20 protein-coding genes and 2 pseudogenes are annotated in these 18,544 nt (G+C 69.9%); 2 read left to right on the forward strand and 20 right to left on the reverse strand.

Annotated features, from left to right (window positions below; genetic code table 11):
* Positions 1-94 precede the first annotated feature (94 nt).
* Positions 95-1,036 carry a 30S ribosomal protein S2 gene (gene rpsB, locus AB0D27_RS10930; RefSeq protein ID WP_362505278.1) on the reverse strand — a complete coding sequence of 314 codons (942 nt, stop codon included), beginning with the start codon at positions 1,034-1,036 and terminating at the stop codon, positions 95-97.
* Between the two features lie 270 nt (positions 1,037-1,306).
* Here rpsB and AB0D27_RS10935 point away from each other — a divergent pair, with 270 nt between their 5' ends.
* On the forward strand, positions 1,307-1,921 hold the full coding sequence (locus AB0D27_RS10935; RefSeq protein WP_362505281.1) for a M23 family metallopeptidase: 615 nt from the start codon (positions 1,307-1,309) through the stop codon (positions 1,919-1,921).
* Between the two features lie 115 nt (positions 1,922-2,036).
* Here the strand turns inward: AB0D27_RS10935 and AB0D27_RS10940 are convergent, their stop codons facing one another.
* The 18 genes and pseudogenes from AB0D27_RS10940 to proS form a co-directional block, all read right to left on the reverse strand.
* The gene (locus AB0D27_RS10940; protein ID WP_362505356.1) at positions 2,037-2,594 is read right to left on the reverse strand and encodes a helix-turn-helix domain-containing protein; all 558 of its coding nucleotides are present in this window, start codon (positions 2,592-2,594) and stop codon (positions 2,037-2,039) included.
* A 141-nt stretch (positions 2,595-2,735) separates the two neighbouring features.
* The gene (whiG, locus tag AB0D27_RS10945) at positions 2,736-3,578 is read right to left on the reverse strand and encodes an RNA polymerase sigma factor WhiG (RefSeq protein ID WP_330307583.1); all 843 of its coding nucleotides are present in this window, start codon (positions 3,576-3,578) and stop codon (positions 2,736-2,738) included.
* Positions 3,579-3,859: 281 nt separating this feature from the next.
* Positions 3,860-5,005 carry a DNA-processing protein DprA gene (gene dprA, locus AB0D27_RS10950; RefSeq protein ID WP_362505284.1) on the reverse strand — a complete coding sequence of 382 codons (1,146 nt, stop codon included), beginning with the start codon at positions 5,003-5,005 and terminating at the stop codon, positions 3,860-3,862.
* Positions 5,002-6,627: a YifB family Mg chelatase-like AAA ATPase gene (locus AB0D27_RS10955; RefSeq protein ID WP_362505287.1), complete on the reverse strand. Its 1,626-nt coding sequence runs from the start codon at positions 6,625-6,627 to the stop codon at positions 5,002-5,004. Before AB0D27_RS10955 ends, dprA begins: the two co-directional genes overlap by 4 nt.
* Positions 6,627-6,998 carry a YraN family protein gene (locus tag AB0D27_RS10960; RefSeq protein ID WP_362505290.1) on the reverse strand — a complete coding sequence of 124 codons (372 nt, stop codon included), beginning with the start codon at positions 6,996-6,998 and terminating at the stop codon, positions 6,627-6,629. Before AB0D27_RS10960 ends, AB0D27_RS10955 begins: the two co-directional genes overlap by 1 nt.
* A 117-nt stretch (positions 6,999-7,115) precedes the next feature.
* Positions 7,116-7,424 (reverse strand): DUF2469 domain-containing protein, encoded by a 309-nt coding sequence (locus AB0D27_RS10965; RefSeq protein WP_003965949.1) that lies wholly within the window; start codon positions 7,422-7,424, stop codon positions 7,116-7,118.
* 55 nt (positions 7,425-7,479) lie between these two features.
* A complete protein-coding gene (locus tag AB0D27_RS10970; RefSeq protein ID WP_362505293.1) occupies positions 7,480-7,980 on the reverse strand; it encodes an NUDIX hydrolase in 501 nt (166 codons plus the stop codon).
* Positions 7,970-8,743, reverse strand: coding sequence for a signal peptidase I (gene lepB, locus AB0D27_RS10975; protein ID WP_362505296.1), 774 nt, complete (start codon positions 8,741-8,743; stop codon positions 7,970-7,972). Before lepB (AB0D27_RS10975) ends, AB0D27_RS10970 begins: the two co-directional genes overlap by 11 nt.
* Positions 8,744-8,876: 133 nt before the next feature.
* On the reverse strand, positions 8,877-9,812 hold the full coding sequence (lepB, locus tag AB0D27_RS10980; protein ID WP_362505299.1) for a signal peptidase I: 936 nt from the start codon (positions 9,810-9,812) through the stop codon (positions 8,877-8,879).
* Positions 9,697-10,789 (reverse strand): annotated as a pseudogene (gene lepB / locus AB0D27_RS10985) (signal peptidase I). Before lepB (AB0D27_RS10985) ends, lepB (AB0D27_RS10980) begins: the two are co-directional and overlap by 116 nt.
* Positions 10,782-11,498 carry a signal peptidase I gene (lepB, locus tag AB0D27_RS10990; protein WP_362505302.1) on the reverse strand — a complete coding sequence of 239 codons (717 nt, stop codon included), beginning with the start codon at positions 11,496-11,498 and terminating at the stop codon, positions 10,782-10,784. The pseudogene lepB (AB0D27_RS10985) and the gene lepB (AB0D27_RS10990) overlap by 8 nt, the downstream one beginning before the upstream one ends.
* A 45-nt stretch (positions 11,499-11,543) precedes the next feature.
* The gene (gene rplS, locus AB0D27_RS10995) at positions 11,544-11,894 is read right to left on the reverse strand and encodes a 50S ribosomal protein L19 (RefSeq protein ID WP_362505305.1); all 351 of its coding nucleotides are present in this window, start codon (positions 11,892-11,894) and stop codon (positions 11,544-11,546) included.
* A gap of 131 nt (positions 11,895-12,025) precedes the next feature.
* Positions 12,026-12,847, reverse strand: coding sequence for a tRNA (guanosine(37)-N1)-methyltransferase TrmD (gene trmD, locus AB0D27_RS11000; protein ID WP_362505308.1), 822 nt, complete (start codon positions 12,845-12,847; stop codon positions 12,026-12,028).
* On the reverse strand, positions 12,847-13,401 hold the full coding sequence (gene rimM / locus AB0D27_RS11005; protein ID WP_362505311.1) for a ribosome maturation factor RimM: 555 nt from the start codon (positions 13,399-13,401) through the stop codon (positions 12,847-12,849). The genes trmD and rimM overlap by 1 nt, the downstream gene beginning before the upstream one ends.
* Positions 13,402-13,485: 84 nt before the next feature.
* Positions 13,486-13,725 (reverse strand): RNA-binding protein, encoded by a 240-nt coding sequence (locus AB0D27_RS11010; protein WP_005479813.1) that lies wholly within the window; start codon positions 13,723-13,725, stop codon positions 13,486-13,488.
* A 2-nt stretch (positions 13,726-13,727) separates the two neighbouring features.
* Positions 13,728-14,147, reverse strand: a complete 420-nt coding sequence (rpsP, locus tag AB0D27_RS11015; protein WP_362505314.1) for a 30S ribosomal protein S16 — start codon at positions 14,145-14,147, stop codon at positions 13,728-13,730.
* A gap of 277 nt (positions 14,148-14,424) precedes the next feature.
* Positions 14,425-15,021 carry a hypothetical protein gene (locus tag AB0D27_RS11020; protein ID WP_362505317.1) on the reverse strand — a complete coding sequence of 199 codons (597 nt, stop codon included), beginning with the start codon at positions 15,019-15,021 and terminating at the stop codon, positions 14,425-14,427.
* 251 nt (positions 15,022-15,272) lie between these two features.
* A complete protein-coding gene (gene proS / locus AB0D27_RS11025) occupies positions 15,273-16,688 on the reverse strand; it encodes a proline--tRNA ligase (protein ID WP_362505320.1) in 1,416 nt (471 codons plus the stop codon).
* 199 nt (positions 16,689-16,887) lie between these two features.
* Here proS and AB0D27_RS11030 point away from each other — a divergent pair, with 199 nt between their 5' ends.
* Positions 16,888-17,739, forward strand: a complete 852-nt coding sequence (locus AB0D27_RS11030; RefSeq protein WP_362505323.1) for an SAM-dependent methyltransferase — start codon at positions 16,888-16,890, stop codon at positions 17,737-17,739.
* Positions 17,740-17,881: 142 nt separating this feature from the next.
* Here AB0D27_RS11030 and AB0D27_RS11035 read toward each other — a convergent pair.
* Positions 17,882-18,535 (reverse strand): annotated as a pseudogene (locus AB0D27_RS11035) (cell division protein FtsH); the annotation flags it as partial.
* Positions 18,536-18,544 lie beyond the last annotated feature (9 nt).

Genomic DNA, 18,544 nt, shown 5'->3' on the forward strand with positions numbered 1-18,544 from the left:
ATTCCTGGAATCTCTCTCGAAGTCTGAAGATCTACGGGCCGAACGGCGGGGGCTTTGTGAGCCCCCGCCGTTCACAACCCGAAGGGGTGAGGGGTCAGGCCTGCTCGGCGTCCGCGGCCGGAGCCTCGGCAACGGGGGCCTCGGCAGCGGGGGCCTCCGCGACAGGGGCCTCGGCGACGGGGGCCTCCTCGGCCGGAGCCTCAGCAGCGGCCTCGGCCGGCTTCTCGGCCTCGGCGGCGGCCGGAGCCTCAGCCTCGTCAGCCTTCTTCTCGCCCTCGAGCAGGTCGCGCTCCCACTCGGCGAGCGGCTCGCCCGCGGCCTTCTCACCCTCGGCCTTGCCGGCGCCGGAGCGGGAGATGAGGCCCTCGGCGACGGCGTCGGCGATCACGCGGGTGAGCAGGGTGACGGAGCGGATCGCGTCGTCGTTGCCCGGGATCTTGTAGTCGACCTCGTCGGGGTCGCAGTTGGTGTCGAGGATGGCGACGACCGGGATGTTGAGCTTGCGGGCCTCGCCGACCGCGATGTGCTCCTTCTTGGTGTCCACGATCCAGACGGCGCTGGGCACCTTCTGCATCTCGCGGATACCACCGAGGGTCTTCTCCAGCTTGGCCTTCTCGCGCGAGAGCACGAGAAGCTCCTTCTTGGTGAGACCCGACGCGGCGACGTCCTCGAAGTCGATCTGCTCGAGCTCCTTGAGGCGCTGCAGACGCTTGTAGACGGTCGAGAAGTTGGTAAGCATGCCGCCCAGCCAGCGCTGGTTGACGTAGGGCATGCCGACGCGGGTGGCCTGCTCGGCGATGGCCTCCTGCGCCTGCTTCTTCGTGCCGACGAACATGACCGTGCCGCCGTGGGCGACGGTCTCCTTGACGAACTCGTAGGCGCGGTCGATGTACGACAGCGACTGGAGCAGGTCGATGATGTAGATGCCGTTGCGCTCGGTGAAGATGAAGCGCTTCATCTTCGGGTTCCAGCGACGGGTCTGGTGACCGAAGTGGACGCCGCTTTCCAGCAGCTCCCGCATCGTGACGACGGCCATGGCCGTTCTCCTTGGTGTTCTCGGTTGTGCCGCGTGTGCCGGACGGCACTCGCGCCTGACGCCCGCGATGCGCCTTGCCACTAGGGACCGAGAGGCGCTGACACCGGCTTTTGATGACCAGATGTCGGGGCGTGCGAAGTCGACCCGGTGACCCGGATCGCCATCAGAAGTGTACGGGACCCGGGAGGCACCGGGTGACGCCGCTGTCCACAACCGGCCGGTACTCCACAGATCCCGGCCGTGATCCGCCCGATGCGGGACGGTTCTCGCATGCGAGCGAAACGATGTGTGCGGACGTGGCTGGGGCTGCTGCTGGGCTTGACGGTGACCGTCCTGGGCGCGCTGACCCCCTCAGCCCTGGCCCGCCCGAACAGCCCCGCCCCACCGGGACCGTCGGAGGCGGCCGAGCCCGGGGGAACCGATGCGCAGGTTCCGGCTGTCGCCCGCACTTGGCCCGTGGGTGTACGTCCCTTGGTCGTACGGGGCTGGGAACCCCCGGCGACGGCATACAGCCGGGGGCACCGGGGCGTGGACCTCGCAGCGGATGTGGACACGCCGGTACGGGCCGTCGCACCGGGCCGCGTGTCCTTCGCGGGCAGGGTCGGGGGCCACGGGGTGATCTCGGTGGAGCTGTCGGGCACGGGGACACCCCCGCTCCGTACGACGTACGGGCCGGTGCGGGCAACGGTTCACCAGGGCGACGAGGTGATGGCGGGCGAAGTACTGGGCATGGTGGAACCCGGCGCCTCGCACTGCCCGGCGTCCTGCCTCCACTGGGGCCTGCGCAGAGGGCAAACGTACCTGGACCCGTTGTCCCTGCTCCCACCGTGGCTGTTGCACGCGGGCCCGTCGCGACTGCTGCCGGTGCTGGGAAGACCGTCCTAGCTGTGGGCAATCGTCCTGCCAGGGCGGTACGGGTGGGCACAGCGGCATCCTGCAAGCACCTGCGAGGCGCCCACCCGGAGTTCAGCCCCGACGCCGGGGGCCCAGAAACAGAGCCTCAGCCCCGAACGCCCCGCAGAGCCATGGAGACCGCCGCATCGGTAATGGCGGCCGGATCCTCCGCGGCACCGAGCTCAATCCGCCGCACGGCGGCGTCCACCACACCCTGGAGCAACATCGCGGCCAGCCGCGGCTCCCCGTGCCCGATTTCCCCGAGCGCCTCGACGATCATCGCGACGAGCCCGCCGTGCGCGGCGCGGATCTTCTCCCGCGCCCCGGAGTCGAGCTCGCTCGCGGAGATGGCGACCACGGCGCGATGCCGCCGGTCCCCGACCAGCGCCAGCTGCTGCCGGACGTAGGCCTCGACCTTGCCCTCCGGGCCGTCCGCCCGCTCCATCGCCGCCGAGACCTCCGCCGCCCAGACGGGGAAGTCGACTTCGCACAGCTCCTCGACGACGGCCGCCCGCGACCGGAAGTACTCGTACACGGAGGACCGCGCGAGCCCCGTGCGCTCGGCGAGAGCCGGGAAGGTCAGCGCCTCCGTGCCGCCCTCGGACAGCAGGGACCGCGCCGCGTCCAGCAGGGCGGCTCGCTGCATCGACCGGTGCTCGGCCACGGAGGCCGCTCGAATCCTTGGCACGTCAACCACTGTACGGAGGGACCGCCCCGGACGGCAGCCACTCCACCCACCCCGACCGGAGGAGCAGGTGCGAGTCGAGAAGGGCAGGGACGATTCAGCGCGGCGCCCCCGTCGGGCTCAGCGGCCGAAACTCGCCAGCTTCGCCCGCAGCTGGAGCACCGACTTGGTGTGGATCTGGCTCACCCGGCTCTCGGTCACCCCGAGCACATTGCCGATCTCCGCGAGCGTGAGGCCCTCGTAGTAGTAGAGCGTGACCACGGTCTTCTCCCGGTCGGGCAAGGTGTTGATCGCCCGAGCCAGAAATCTCCGCAGCTCCCGGTCCTCGGCGACCTCGACCGGGTTGTCGGCCGCGGTGTCCTCCAGCGTGTCCATCAGGCTCAGCCGGTCACCGCCCTCGCCGCCGACGTGCAGCAGCTCCTCCAGCGCCACCACGTTGGCCAGCGACAACTGGCTGAACACCGCGTGGAGTTCCTCCACCCCGATGCCCATCTCCGAGGCCACCTCGCCCTCCGAGGGGGTTCGTCGCAGCCGCGCCTCCAGCGTCGCGTAGGCCCGCTCCACATTGCGCGCCTTCTGCCGCACCGACCGCGGGATCCAGTCCAGCGCACGCAGCTCGTCGATCATCGCGCCCCGGATCCGGGTGATCGCGTACGTCTCGAACTTGATCTCCCGCTCGATGTCGAACTTCTCGATCGCGTCGATCAGCCCGAACACCCCCGACGAGACGAAGTCCGCCTGCTCGACATTGGCCGGCAGACCCACGCTCACCCGCCCCGCGACGTACTTCACCAAGGGTGAGTAGTGCAGGATCAACTGTTCCCGCAGCCGCTCGTCACCCGTCGCCTTGTACGACCGCCACAGCTCGTCGAGCGTCGAGGGAGCGGGCGGGCGCACGCTGCCGCCGTCGCGGGCGGCTGGCGGGATCGCCGCCCGGTCGGACCCGGAGGTGTGCTGGGGCATTCGTCGCCTTGTGCCGTTCTGCCGTGAACTGGGAGTGCCTAGGGGAGCTGTTTGAGCTGTCGGCCTGATGCCGAGATCGCCTGTCTGAGTCGGAATCCTCGTGAGCGTAGCGTGACTGTCGTGTCGCAGTGCGCGAAGAACAGGGGATCACCCGCACGCGGGGACATCCCACGAGGCGCGCCCGAACATCACCACCGTCGCCCTGCGTGACCGCCGGGAGACGCCAACTGCGGGAATTCGCAAGGCTTTCGGCGTTCCCCCGGACGGCCGAACACGCTCGGTCAGCAGTCTCTCCGATCGTGGCGGAGGGAGATCATCGCCTGGCGTGTCAACTTCCAGCCATCGCCGTGTCGTTCGACGAAACCAAGTGCTCGGAGTTCGTACAGTCTCCCGACCGCGTCGTCCACGGTGGTCCCGGCACCCCGGGCGACCTCCTCCGCCGCTGCCGGAGCGCGCGCCGGCAGGGCGGCCAGTACGCGTCCGGCGCCGGGCTCCAGCAGGTCGCGCGGCAGTACGGGCCCGCGCCGGTCCGGGGCCAGCTCGCCCATGTCGCCCACCAGCTCGGCGATTTCCGCGGCGTCGGAGACCAGCACCGCTTCCCCGCGCAACAGTTCGTGCACCCCGGCGGACAGCCCGCTCGTGGCGGGACCCGGCACCCCCATGGTGAACCGCCCGAGGCGGTGGGCCGCCCGAGCCGTGACCAGCGCACCGCTGCGATAGGCCGCCTCGACGACCACGGTGCCCCGGGTGAGCGCCGCGATGACCCTGTTCCTGAGGATGAATCTGCTCGGCGTCGGGTGGTCACCTGGTGGCAACTCGCCCACCACGAGACCCTGCTCCGCGATCCTGGTGATCAGCTCCGTGTGTCCGCGGGGGTAGGGCCGATCAACGCCGCAGGCCAGCACGGCGACCGTGGCGCCGCCTGCCCCGAGGGCTCCCCGGTGTGCGGCTCCGTCCACGCCGTAGGCGCCGCCGGACACCACCACCCAGCCTCGCTCCGCGAGCCCCGCGCCGAGGGTGGCCGCCATGTGGGCGCCGTACTCCGTGCAGGCCCGGGCTCCGACGACGGCGACGGAGCGCAGCGCCCATATCCGCAGGCTGGGCCGCCCGCGCACCCAGAGCCCAGTGGGTCGGGCGTCTCCCAGATCGTCGAGCTGGGCGGGCCACTCGGGCTCACCGGGGCAGATATATCTCACTCCGGCGGCCCGGGCACGGGCCAGGTCCTGCTCCGGGCGCACTCGGCCGGCCCGCCCCCGCAGTCCCTCCCACCGCGTTCCGCTCACCCCCGGCAGCGGCTCTCCTCCCTCCGTCAGCCGCCGCGCCACCTCCACGGCCCCGAACTCCCGCAGCCATCGCCCGCCGACCTCGTCACCGGGTTCGATGACGCCGGCGAGGGCGACTCGGGCCATGCGCTCGTCGTCCGTCATGTCGGCGAACCGATCATCATCGGCACCCCTCGCGGGATTCCGGTGCGGAGCTGGAGAGCCAGGGCGACATCCCCGGCATCGGGTCGGTCGTGTCCCGAGAGGTCGGCGACGGTCCAGGCCACCCGGAGCACCCGGTCCAGTCCACGGGCCGTCAGCACACCTCGCTCCAGTCCGCGCTCGGCCTCGTCCATCGCTCCCGGCAGCGCCTGCCAGCGGCTGCGCAGCTCGCGTCCCGGCACCTCGCTGTTGGTATGCCAAGGGGTCCCCGTCAGCCGGGCGGCGGTGCGCTCGCGGGCGGCGCTCACCCGGTCGGCGACCGTGCGCGTCGACTCGCCCTGTACCCCGCGAGCCGTCAGCTCCGACCGGGTGACCGGCTCGACCTCCACGCGTAGATCGACCCGGTCGAGGAGCGGCCCGGAGAGCCTTGCCTGATAGCGGCGGACGGAGGACGGCGGGCACTCACAGAAGTCGTTCACCGCGCTGAAGCGCCCGCACGGACAGGGGTTGGCGGCCAGCACCATCAGAAACTTCGCCGGGAATCGCACCACACCGGCGCTGCGCGCGATCACCACATGTCCGGCCTCCAGGGGCTGGCGCAGGGCGTCGAGCGCGAAACCGCTGAATTCGGGTGCCTCGTCGAGAAAGAGCACGCCTCGGTGCGACAACGAGACCGCGCCGGGCCGCGCGAGCCCCTTGCCGCCGCCGACGAGCGACTGCATGGTCGCCGAGTGGTGGGGAGCGCAGTACGGCGGGACGTCCACCATCGGTTTGCCCGGTGGCAACAGACCGGCGACGGAGTGGATCGCCGTGACCTCCAGGGATTCCTGCCGGGACAGGCGCGGCATGAGCGACGGCATCCGCTCGGCGAGCATCGTCTTGCCCGCACCGGGTGGCCCCTGCAGGAAGACATGGTGTCCGCCGGCCGCCGCGACCTCCATCGCGGTCCGCGCGGACATCTGGCCGACCACGTCGGCGAGGTCGTGCCCCCCGTCGTGCTCCGGCACCGCGATGCCGCACAGGCCGGTGGCTTCCCCCGTGCCGGGCACGCGCAGGCCCGCCAACAGCGGATCCGGGCGGCCCTGCTCGTCGGGTTCCTCCTCGGGGACCGGCTCGTCCGTGAGCACCGCGATCAGCTGGCGCAGGCTGCGGACCCCCAGGACCGAGACGCCGGGCACCAGCGAGGCCTCGGCGGCCGCGCACTCCGGCACCACAACCTGCTCATATCCGGCGTCGGCCGCGGCGAGCACTGCCGGCAGGATGCCCCGGACGGGCCGGACCCGGCCGTCCAGCCCCAGCTCGCCGATCATCACGATGTCGGCGAGCACGCGGGGATCGATGCGCTCGGAAGCGCCCAGCACCGCGCAGGCGACGGCGAGATCGAAACCGGAACCGCCCTTGGGCACGGAGGCCGGGCTCAGCCCCACGGTCAGCTTCTTCTGGGGCCATTCAGCGCCGGAGTTGACCACCGCGGCCCGGACCCGGTCCCGGCTCTCCGTCAGGCTCTTGTCGGGGAGGCCGACCAGGGTGAAGGCCGCGACGCCCGGCTCCAGGTCGGCCTGAACCTCCACCACCACGCCCTCGACCCCGACCAGGGCCACCGAGCACGTACGCGCGAATCCCATCAGGCCACCCCCCGCGCGTGCTCGACCACGGGCGCGCCGCGATCGGGGAGGACGACGCCGATCAGGTCGATGCGGACGCCGCCGGGTGGCGCTCCCCCGTGTTCCTGGAGCCAGCGTTCGGCCAGGCCGCGCAGGCGCTGGGCCTTGGCCGGTGTGACGGCCGCCATCGGGTGCTCGAAGGCACCTGTCTTGCGGGTCTTCACCTCGCAGACGACCAGTGCGTCGCCGTCGCGGGCCACGATGTCGATCTCGCCGCTCCTGCCGCAGCGCCAGTTGCGCGCCAGAACCGTCATCCCAGTCTCGGTCAGCCGCCGCGCGGCCAGATCCTCGCCATACCTGCCAAGTGCACTGCGTGCATTGCCCGTGCTCATGTCGGCACCACCTCCGGCGCCAACATTGAGGCCACTTCGACTTGCTATTGGATCTTGGTGGACAAGCGAACGGTTGGGGAAAACTCCCTCACCCGCACGAGCGATTACCGCAGGTCATCAGCCGCCCGGCAGCTCCAGGTCGCTCTTGTTCAGCTCCTCGATATTCACGTCCTTGAACGTGAGTACCCGTACCTGCTTAACGAATCGGGCGGGCCGGTACATGTCCCACACCCAGGCGTCCGCCATGGACACCTCGAAAAACACCTCGCCCTGCACCGAGTGCACTTGCATCTCGTAGTCATTGGTGAGGTAAAAGCGCCGTTCGGTCTCAATCACATATTTGAACAGACCGACGACATCGCGGTACTCCCGATAGAGCTTCAGCTCCATCTCGGTCTCGTACTTCTCGAGGTCCTCGGCGCTCATGGCATGTTCCCCTTCAGCCGTGCGTCCCCCTATTGTGCGCCAGCCCCGCGAGCCCCTAGACGATTTCGGTGTCGAGGACCTCGGGCGTGGCCGGGGGACCTTCGTCGAGCACCCTGCGCAGCAGCTCGGCGAGTCTGGTCGGATACACCGTCTCATGTGCCTCGGTCAGTTCCTGGCACGTCCACCAACGCGCTCCGGCGACACTGCGCCGTTCCAGGTCCGTCAGCCCCGCGGCCACCGTCGCCGTCTGGGTCGTACGGGCCAGGTAGTACCACTCGTCCTGGTCCCAGCGGCGCCCCGCGAACGGGAAGGAACACATCCGCCGCCACAGCACCGGGCCCAGATCGACCTCGGTGATACCTGTCTCCTCGGCGAGTTCCCGCAGTGCGGCCTGTTCGCGCGTCTCGTCGCCCTCGAGGCCGCCGCCGGGCGTGAACCACCAGTCGTCCGCACGATCGTCCGGCTCGTGCCCGTGCAGCAGCAGAATGCGTTCCTCGGGGTCGAGCAGCACTACGCGAGCGACCTTGCGAGGGCCACCCACGTCCTCAGCGGGCACCCGCGAGCTCCGTCCGCGCGCGGTCCCGCCGGCCGGCGCGCTTGGCGATCGGACCGTACGCCGCACCGCCCAGGACGAGCACCGCTCCGGCGATGACCGCGCCGATGATCAGCCGCAGCGGCCCTGGCTGGGAGAGGGAGCCCAGCGCCTCGAAGCCGGTCGGCCGCTGGAGCATGCCGTTCATGGGCCACACGACGGCGTCGACGCGTCCCTTGACGGCTCCGCGCGGCACGGTGCCGCTGGCGGAGTCCGTCAGGTGGGCCGTGGAGTCCAGGGAGCCGCTTCGCTCGTCGCCGAGCAGGAACAGGTTGCCGTCCGGGACCGTGACGCTCGGGATGCCGGTCAGCTCGGCCGCCGAGCCCTTGGGCAGATACGGTTCCTCGATCTGCTTCCCGTTGACGGTCAGTTTCCCGCCGGTGCAGCAGGCGACCTTGTCCCCGCCGATGGCTACCACGCGCTTGACCATCGGCACGTCGCCCCAGGTCGACTGCTTGAAGACGACGACATCGCCGCGCTTGATGTCGCTCCCGGCGACGCGCTGCGCCAGCACCCGGTCACCCGCGTCGATCGTCGGCGTCATCGAACTGGTGGGCACGGTGTACGGGCGGTAGACCAGCGCCCCCCACACGAACCCTCCGAGAAACAGCACAAGGCCCAGCGCGACGGCCAGTCCGGACAGTCTCTGTCCGATGCGGCCGCCCGCTGTGCCCTTGCTGGCGCCACCGCCGCGCGGGGCCGTACGTGTTGTGCTCTCGCCACCCATGGGTCCGCACCTTACCCGGGGGTACGGTCCGAGGTCAGCCCATGGATTGATCACGATCCCGGCTCCCGACGAGAAGGGGCCGGCCGGCTCGGACGAATCCGAGCCGACCGGCCCCGGGAGACACTTCAGGGCGTTACTTGGACGCCTTCCTGCGGCGCCGCACCAGCACCAGCGGCACCGCGCCCACCAGCGCCATGGCGCCCGGCGAGGTGACGGCGGCCGCCGCCTGGCTGCTCAGGCCGGTCTGGCCGAAGGTGTCCGGGACCGGGAGGGTGCCCCAGCGGTTGATGGGCCAGGCCTTCACGATGGCGCGCCCGACGACCTTGTCCACGGGGACCATGCCGTGGTTCTTGTCCGCCTGGTTGTAGCGGGAGTCCCGCGAGTTCTGGCGGTGGTCACCCATCACCCAGATCATGCCCTTGGGCACCTTGACCTTGAACTGGCCGCCCTCCTCGTCGACGCTGCACGGGGTGTTCCCCGCGTACACGTACGACGCCTCGTTCAGCGCCTTGCCGTTGACGGTCAGGGGGCCTGTGCCCTTGCACTGGATGGTGTCGCCACCGACGCCGATGACCCGCTTGATGAGGTCCTTCTCTTCGGCGGACGGCATCAGGCCGATCCAGCTGAGGACCGTCTGCAGGGCGTTCGGGTTGGCCGTGGGCTCGCCCGCCAGCCAGTTGTCGGGATCGTGGAAGACGACGACCTCGCCGCGCTCCGGCTCGGAGCCGAACCAGGGGGTCAGCTTGTCGACCAGGACGCGGTCGCCCTGCTGAAGGGTGTTCTGCATCGAGTCCGAGGGGATCGAGAACGCCTGCACCAGGAAGGTCTTGATGAGCAGCGCGAGCACCAGGGCGATGCCGATGAGGATCGGCAGCTCCTTCCAGAAGGAGCGCTGCTTCTTGGACTTCGCGTCCTGCTCGGCGCGCTCGGTCGAAGCGTCACCGTCCTCGGACTCACTCCCGGAGCTCGATACGCCCTCTACGGCCGGGGCTGCCGAATCGTCGGGCCGCTCCGGCTGCCCTTCGGGACCTTCGTGTCCGGACCGTGCGCCGACCGCCACATCCCCCACATCCACTCCTCAGTTCCGTGCCGCCGCCCGCGTCGTCTTCGACGCAGGCCCACCACTCCCATAACGAGCGGGAGTTCCGCAGGGGTCGGGAGCGGGATCAATCCGTCTGGATCCGCAGGAGCCACCCTATGCGACAGAGCGAGAGCGGAGTTCGACCCTCCAGGCGCGTCGGCCACGGTCGCGAACGTGTTCGGCTCCTTCAGGCGGGTCCAGTGACCGATGGGCCAGCCGATGAGCATGGCCCGGCCCACGACCGACTTCTGGGAGACGGTGCCGCTGAACTTGTCGGTGCGGTGGTAGCGGGAGTCGGCGGAGTTGGCCCGGTGGTCGCCCATGACGAACAGGCGTCCCTCAGGCACCTTCACCTCGAAGGCGAACTCGGACGGTTTGTTGCCGGGTTGGATGTAGGGCTCACTCAACGGCGTGCCGTTGACGGTCACCCGGCCTTGCGTGTCACAGCACTTGACCGTGTCGCCGCCGACGCCGATGACCCGCTTGATGAGGTCCTTCTCATTGTCGGAGGGCAGCAGACCGATGAAGGTCAACCCCTGCTTGACCTGCTTGACGACCACGGGGTCGTCCTTCTTCTTGGTCTCCTCCGCGGTGAGCCAGCCCCCCGGGTCCTTGAAGACGACGACGTCTCCACGCTGGGGCTTGGAGCCGAACCAGGGGGTGAGCTTGTCGACCAGGACACGGTCGCCGATCTGGATCGTGTTCTCCATGGAGCCCGACGGGATCACGAAGGCCTGGACGAGGAAGGTCTTGAGGACCAGGGCTATCAGCACCGCGACGCCGACGAGGAGCGGTATCTCCTTGACCGCCGAGCGCCGCCTGCGCCGCTTGATCTTGCGGGCGAGCTTGCGCCGCTCGACGCGGCTGGGCCGGGCCGCGCCCCCGGAGGCCCGCCGGGTACCGGTGGGCAGCAGGTTGTCGGCGGCGCTGGTCGGGGCCCCGCGCGGTTTGCCACGGTTACCCATGGGCACCGCCCGCGACCGGCACGCGCGCGTAGACGTCGGGACGCGTCAGCCGGGTCCAGTGGTCGGCCGGCCAGGCGATCCAGTCGGCTCTGCCGATGACGTCGCCGACGGGGACCATGCCGCCGCCGGGCGAGCCCAGGTGGTCCCGGGAGTCGCTGGAGCGGCTGCGGTGGTCGCCCAGGAGGAAGAGGGTGCCGTCGGGCACGATGACGTCGAAGGGCACGTCGGACGGGCTGTCCCCCGGATACAGAAACGTCGACTCGTCGACCGACCGGCCGTTCACTTCGAGCCTCCCCTGCTTGTCGCAGCAGACCACATGGTCTCCGCCCACACCGACGACACGCTTGACGTAGTCGGCGTTCCCGAAATATCCGGTGCCGTCGAACACGACGACATCGCCCCGCTGCGGCTCGGCACCGAAACGGTACGCCAACTTATTTACGAGAACGCGGTCCCCGATCCTCAATCGCGACTCCATGGAGCCGCTGGGAATGTTGAACGGCTGCACGACGAAGGTACTGACGAGCAGCAGAAACAGAAGGCAGACCAGCGCGGTCAGGGTGATCCGCCCACCCGGCAGCCAGTCGGCGATCCGGGCCACCAACGCGAAGCGCGACCGTCCCTCCGGCCCCTCTGTGTCCGAGATCTCCTCGGATACGGAAGGGCGGGAGGAGCGGTCGCGCTCCACATGCCGTGCTTCGGTGTCCATCGCGGCCAGATGCTATCCGGCCGCGCTGTGACCCCGCGCGCGAGCTCAGCGCTCGCGCTTCTCCTTGATCTTCGCGGCCTTACCGCGCAGCTCGCGCAGGTAGTACAGCTTGGCGCGACGCACGTCACCGCGGGTGACGAGCTCGATCTTCTCGACGATCGGGGTGTGCACCGGGAAGGTGCGCTCGACGCCGACAGAGAAGGAGACCTTGCGGACCGTGAAGGTCTCGCGGACGCCGGCGCCCTGGCGGCGGATGACTACGCCCTTGAACTGCTGCACACGGGAGCGGTTGCCCTCGATGACGCGGACGTGGACGTTGACGGTGTCACCCGGGCGGAAGGCCGGGATGTCGCTGCGCAGCGACGCGCTGTCGACGGTGTCGAGCAGGTGAGACATTTCGTCTGCTTTCTTCGTTGATGCCACAGGTCATCAACGGGAGATAGTTTCCAAGAGGGTGCTGCCGCGTCGGGGCGGGCGTCGTGTCCCCCTGCGGCAGGGGCGCACGCCGGACGACGTACAACAGCGGCCTATTCTTCCACGGCCTCTGGCCTGCGCCAAAATCGGCCGTCGGGGCCCGGCTGCCAGCCCAGGATCGAGAGCATCTCGCGGTCCTTCTTGTCGAAGACGGAAGGGTCGCAGCGCTCGATGAGGTCGGGCCGGTTCGCCGTCGTACGGCGCAGGGCCTCGTCGCGGCGCCAGCGGGCGATCTTCCCGTGGTGGCCGCTGAGCAGCACCTCGGGGATCTCGCGGCCGCGCCACGCCGGGGGCTTGGTGTACACCGGCCCCTCCAGGAGGTTTTCCATGGCCCCGGGGGCGAAGGAGTCGTCCCGGTGGGACTCGGCGTTGCCGAGGACGCCCGGCAGCAGTCGCGCCACCGCCTCCGTGACGACGAGTACGGCCGCCTCGCCGCCGGCGAGTACGTAGTCGCCGATGGACACCTCGTAGACGGGCATCCTGGTGGCGTACTCGTCGATGACGCGGCGGTCGATGCCCTCGTAGCGCGCGGGCGTGAAGACCAGCCAGGGGCGCTCGGAGAGCTCGACGGCGAGTTCCTGGGTGAAGGGGCGCCCGCTGGGCGTGGGGACCACCAGGGCGGGCCCGTGGGAGCCCGTCTCGTAGCCGTCCGCCAGGACGGAGTCCAGGGCGTCGCCCCAGGGCTCGGTCTTCATGACCATGCCGGGGCCGCCGCCGTACGGGGTGTCGTCGACCGTGTTGTGACGGTCGTACGTCCACTCCCGGAGATCATGCACGTGCACATTCAGCTGCCCACGCGCGCGTGCCTTGCCGACGAGCGAGACGTTGAGGGGTTCGAGGTACTCGGGGAAGATCGTGACGACGTCGAGCCGCATCAGGCGTCTTCTCCGGAGGCGTCCCGCGAGCCGGCGACCTCGGCCCGGTCGTCGATCAGTCCCGGCGGCGGGTCGACGACGGCCCGTTGCTCCGCCAGGTCGATCTCGACGACGATCTCCTCGACGAACGGGATCAGTACCTCGGTGCCGTCGGGGCGCTCCACGACGAAGAGGTCCTGCGAGGGCAGGTGTGAGATCTCGGTGATCCGCCCGACCTCGGTGCCGTCGACCATGACCACGTCCAGGTCCATCAGCTGGTGGTCGTAGTACTCGTCCGGGTCGTCCGGCGTCGCGTCCGGGTCGACCTCGGCGATCAGGAGGGTGTTGCGCAGCGCCTCGGCGGCATTGCGGTCCCGTACGCCTTCGAAGCGCAGCAGGAGACGGCCACTGTGCACGCGGCCGGTCTCGATGGTCAGCGGTCCGGCGGAGGCCGGGTCGGTGAGCAGGACGGCACCGGGCCCGAGCCTGAGTTCCGGCTCGTCCGTACGTACCTCCACGGTGACCTCGCCCTTGATGCCGTGGGCGCGGCCGACGCGAGCGACTACCAGCTGCACTGTGCTTGATCTCCTGTCGATACGACTACGGGCCGGGAAAGGCTCGTAAGCCCTCCCCGGCCCGAGCCGGTGCTGCCTGTCACGTCAGCGGACGTGGTCCACGTCGACGAGGTCGACACGGACACCGCGGCCGCCGATGGCGCCCACGACGGTACGCAGAGCGCGCGCGGTGCGGCCATTGCGGCCGATCACCTTGCCGAGGTCGTCGGGGTGGACCCGGACCTCGAGAACGCGCCCGCGGCGCAGGTCGCGCGAGGCGACCTGCACGTCGTCGGGGTTGTCGACGATGCCCTTCACGAGGTGCTCGAGAGCCTCCTCGAGCATGCTCAGGCCTCGGTCGACGCGGACTCGGCGGCGGCCTCGTCCTTCTTCTCAGCCTTCTTCTTCTGGGTGATGGCCTCACCCTTGCCCTCGTCGTCGCCGCCCAGGGCGTCGAACGACGGGCGCGCGGCCTTCGGCTCGGCCACGAGCAGCGGCGCAGGGGCGGGCTCGCCCTTGAACTTCTGCCAGTCACCGGTCAGCTTCAGGATGGCGAGAACCGGCTCGGTCGGCTGCGCGCCGACACCCAGCCAGTACTGCGCGCGGTCCGAGTCGACCTCGATGCGCGAGGGGTTCTGCACCGGGTGGTACAGACCGATCTCCTCGATGGCCCGGCCATCACGGCGGGTACGGGAGTCGGCGACGACGATGCGGTAGTGAGGCGAACGGATCTTGCCCAGACGCTTCAGCTTGATCTTGACTGCCACGGAAGTGGTGTCTCCTGGTCTTGACGTGGTTGGGCACGGCGAGATTGCCGCGTGGGGTTGCGGTACCCGAGTGCCCGATGGACGCGTCAGCCGGAGGAGAGAGGGGTCCTGTGCGGCTGTCGAGTACAGCTAGCCATTCTGCCACACCTTGGCAGGTCGCTTTAACCGGACAACCCGCGCGTGCGCACGCCTGATCGGCACCCGGCGCCGGGCCGGCCCGGAGGGGGTTCGCTCACCGGCGCCTGGGAGGTGCGACTGCCACGAGCAGCCGCACTCCTCAGCCCGCTGCCGCGCCGACGACCTCCGGGATCCGGAATGGCTTTCCGCACCCCCCGCACACGATCGGCGCCTGGGCCAGCACGGACGGGACGACCCGTACATTGCGGCCGCAGTCGCAGACCGCCTTGACGCGGACGCCTCCTCCGGAGGAGCCGTGCCGGGCGGCCGGGCCGCGGAAGGAGCGGGCGGTGTCGGCGGCGGTGGCGACCGTATGGGCCTTCAGCGCGCGCTGGAGCCGCTCGATCGTCGGGCGATAGCGCCGCTTCGCCTCGGGGTTGAGCGTGACCAGGGAGAAGCCACTGCTGGGATGTGGCTCCTCGGGGTGGTCGAGGCCCATCTCCTCGGCGATCGCGAGGAATCTGCGGTTGTGGTAGCGGCCGGCGCGCGAGGTGTCGCGGACTCCGCGGGCGGCGGCGATGCCGTGGACTGCCTCATGAAGCAGTCGCTCGAAGGAGAGTTCGTGCCCGCAGGCGGACGACGACTCTCCGATCAGGGACTCTGGCGCGGCAAGATCTGGCAGCTCGGGGTGGTGCCGCTGAATGTCGGCCCACGCCCCTGCCAGCTCTGCGGCGAGAACAGGTGGTGTCGTGCTCACGTCGTGACAACGAGCCGGGGTGCCTCTGTGTTCCTATTCCGGGCCATCCCAAATAATTTGCACGTACCCGTCAGTTGCCGCTGATGCGTCCTGACGAGGGCGGGTGCGCTGATCTGCGGAGAAGCCTCACAGCTCATACCAAGGCGGTACGTAGGCACACGTACGCACCGCCGCGTAGACGGTGTCCGCGCGCCGGGGCACCTGTGGTCATCAGATGCGCAAGAGGCGTTTCGGTCGCCCTCGAGGCCTACTCAGTAAGCGCGCGCGACGACGGCGACGTTACCGGGGGCGTCGTCCGCGTCGGGAACCGACCCGTCCTCGGCGACCAGACACCGTACGGTCACGGAGTGCTCGGCCAGCTTGGCCTCGCCCTCTTCGCCGAGGTCGGCCCACGGAATGCGGGCCCAGCCGCCGGCGACGGCCGCCTCGACGGCCTCCTCAATCGTCGACACGTCCGACGTACGGGACTCACGACGCTCGCGCGACTGCTTCAGAAGCAGCGCCTGGTCCTCTTCGAGGACCGTGGGGAGCAGCCCCACGAGTGCGTCGATCGCCACCGGCACCTTGCCGCCGGGGATGCGGCGGGCGAGCATCGCGGTGCCGTTCTCCAGGTCACGGGGGCCGACCTCGATGCGTACGGGGACGCCCTTGAGCTCCCAGTCGACGGCACGGCGCCCGAAAGGCGTGTCCGTGCGGTCGTCCACCTGGACGCGTACGCCCGCCGCCTTCAACCGATCGCCGATTTCGTGGACCTTGGCCAGAACCGCTTCGTCGCCCTTGATGGCGAGGACGACGGCCTGGGTCTGGGCGAGGCGAGGCGGGACCCGCAGTCCGTTGTCGTCGCCGTGCATCATCACCAGGGCGCCGATCATGCGGGTCGTCGAGCCCCAGGAGGTCTGCCAGACCAGCTCCTGCTTGCCTTCCTTGGACAGGTACTGGGTGTTGAATGCCTTGGCGAAGTTCTGGCCCAACTCGTGGCTGGTGGCCATCTGGAGGGCCTTGCCGTCGCCCATCATGCCTTCGAGCGTGAGGGTGTTGATGGCGCCGGCGAAGCGCTCCTTGACGGTCTTGCGGCCGGGGACGACGTCCATCGCGAGGACGTTCGCCATGAAGTCCTCGTAGACCTTGCGGTGGATGTGCGAGGCGAAGTCGCGGGCCTCCTCGTATGTGGCGTGCGCGGTATGCCCCTCCTGCCACAGGAACTCGGTCGTCCGCAGGAAAAGGCGGGGCCGCAGCTCCCAACGCACCACGTTCGCCCACTGGTTGATCAGCAGCGGCAGGTCGCGGTAGCTCTGCACCCACTTCGCGAAGTATTCGTTGATGATCATCTCGGAGGTGGGGCGGACGACGGCGGGCTCTTCGAGGTCCTTGCCGCCACCGTGCGTGACCACGGCCAGTTCGGGCGCGAAGCCCTCGACGTGGTCGGCCTCCTTGGTGAGGTACGACTGCGGAATCAGCAGCGGGAAGTACGCGTTCTGGGTGCCCGTCTCCTTGATGCGGGCGTCCATCTCCTGCTGCATCCGCTCCCACAGCCCGTACCCGTACGGTCGGATGACCATGGTGCCGCGCACCGGCCCGTTGTCCGCCAGCTCGGCCTTGTTGATCAGGTCCTGGTACCAGCGCGGGAAATCGTCCGCCCGGGGCGTGAGAACGGGTGCCTTTGCCATGCGGCGATGGTACGGGGCCACGTTGCCGGAATGTGAATTCTTCCGGCGCGCACGGGGAGCGCGCAAGCCGGGCTCCGCAACCCCTGGACGCCACGTCGAGCGCGGAGTTTCCTGGCATACGGGGGGAGTGCGAGCGCACTGCACGGGTGCCAGCGAAATGGGGCACGGCAGCAACTCTCGGCGGATTGGGGCGCTTTCGATGACACCAACGCTCGTGCGGCAGCACCTGCCTCACGCGGGTCCATCACCTCGCGTGAACCAGAGTGCACGCGCGCGTGACTGGGCCGAGATCCAGGAGCGGATGCTGGTGCCGCTGTACGAGGCGGTCTACGAGCGACTCGAAGTGGGCACCGGAACGCGGCTGCTCGGACTCGGCTGCGGTTCGGGGCTCGCCCTCTTGATGGCGGCCTCCCGGGGCGCCGCGGTCACGGGTGTCGACTCCTGCTCACCCGAGCGACTGGCTCTGGCGCGGGAGCGGTTGCTGCCACAGGCGTGGGGCACGCGCGCGCGTGCGGACGCCCGGATCGTGCAGGGACCCCCCGGAGACCTCGCGGACACGGGGGCTCCCGGGTACAACCTGGTGACCGCGTTCGAGCCGATCGGGTGTGTGGCCGGGGACGTCGAGGGGCTCGATGGGGTTCTGGAGGCCGCGACGCCGCTCGCCGAGCGGGGCGCGGCGGTGGTCCTTGTCGGGTGGGGGCCGCCGGAACGGTGCGCCACCTCCGCCGTGCTGCGGGTCGCGACCAAGTGGGCCGATCCCCTGCGGGCGGGGTGGCGGGCCGCGTGCCGTGACGACCTCGAGGAGGTCGCCCAGCGGGCCGGGCTCAGGCCGGACGGGTCGGGGCGGGTCGCCTGTCCGTTCGGGTACGGCGATGTGGAGAGTGCGGTGCGGGGGATGTTGTCCACCGGGCTGTTCGACGCGGCGATCGCTGCTGCCGATCAGGCGCAGGTGGACAAGGAGCTCACGGAGGCGCTCCATCCTCACCGGCGCGGGGGCGGGACGGTGTGGATGCCCAACGTCTTCCGCTATCTGATCGCACGGAGGGGTTGAGGTCGCAGGCGTTTCTCACCTCCTCCGTTTCTGCCGTCCCTGCCGTCCCTGCCGTACCTGCCGTCCCTGCCGTCCCTGCCGTCCCTGCCGTCCCTGCCGGCCCTGCCCATCCCGACCCGGGGTCAGCCTCGCTCCCCGCTCCTCAGACGCCGGAGGGGCTGAAACCTCGCTGGAGGCCCGCGATGCGGTACGCGTCCCGCCTCCTCCAGGGGTCTCGTTCGCGAAGAGGGCCTCGGCGAGGGCGTCGAGTTGGTTGCGGTGGTCGCGTAGTTTGCGGCACGCCTCCTCGTAGCACTCGTCCACGATGCGGCGCATCTCGCCGTCGATGACGTCCAGGGTCTGGGGCGCCGCCGAGAGCCCGTACGCCTGCTGGGCGTCGTTGGGGAGGGCGGAGAGGCGCCGACGCGTTGGCTCATGCCCCAGCGGGCGACCCTGCCGCGGGCGATGTTCGTGACCTGTTCGAGGTCGTTCTCCGCGCCGGTGGTGACGACTCCGTAGACGACCTGTTCGGCGGCCAGGCCGCCCAGGGCGCCGATGACGCGGCCCCGGAGGTACTCCTCCGTGTACGCGTACCGGTCCGCGTCCGGCGTGGAGAGCGTGACTCGAGGGCGCGACCACGCGGGACCATGGTGATCTTGGGGACCGGGTCGGCGCCGGGCTGCAGCATGCCGAGGAGGGCGTGGCCGCTCTCGTGGTAGGCCGTGCGGCGGCGTTCCGCCTCGGGCATCACCAACGGCCTCTCGGCGCCCAGCTGCACCTTTTCCAGCGCTTCGGAGAGGTCCGTCTGCGTCACCTTAGGCACCGG

Origin of the sequence: Streptomyces sp. NPDC048415 (assembly GCF_040651675.1) — a bacterium.
Taxonomy (GTDB): domain Bacteria; phylum Actinomycetota; class Actinomycetes; order Streptomycetales; family Streptomycetaceae; genus Streptomyces.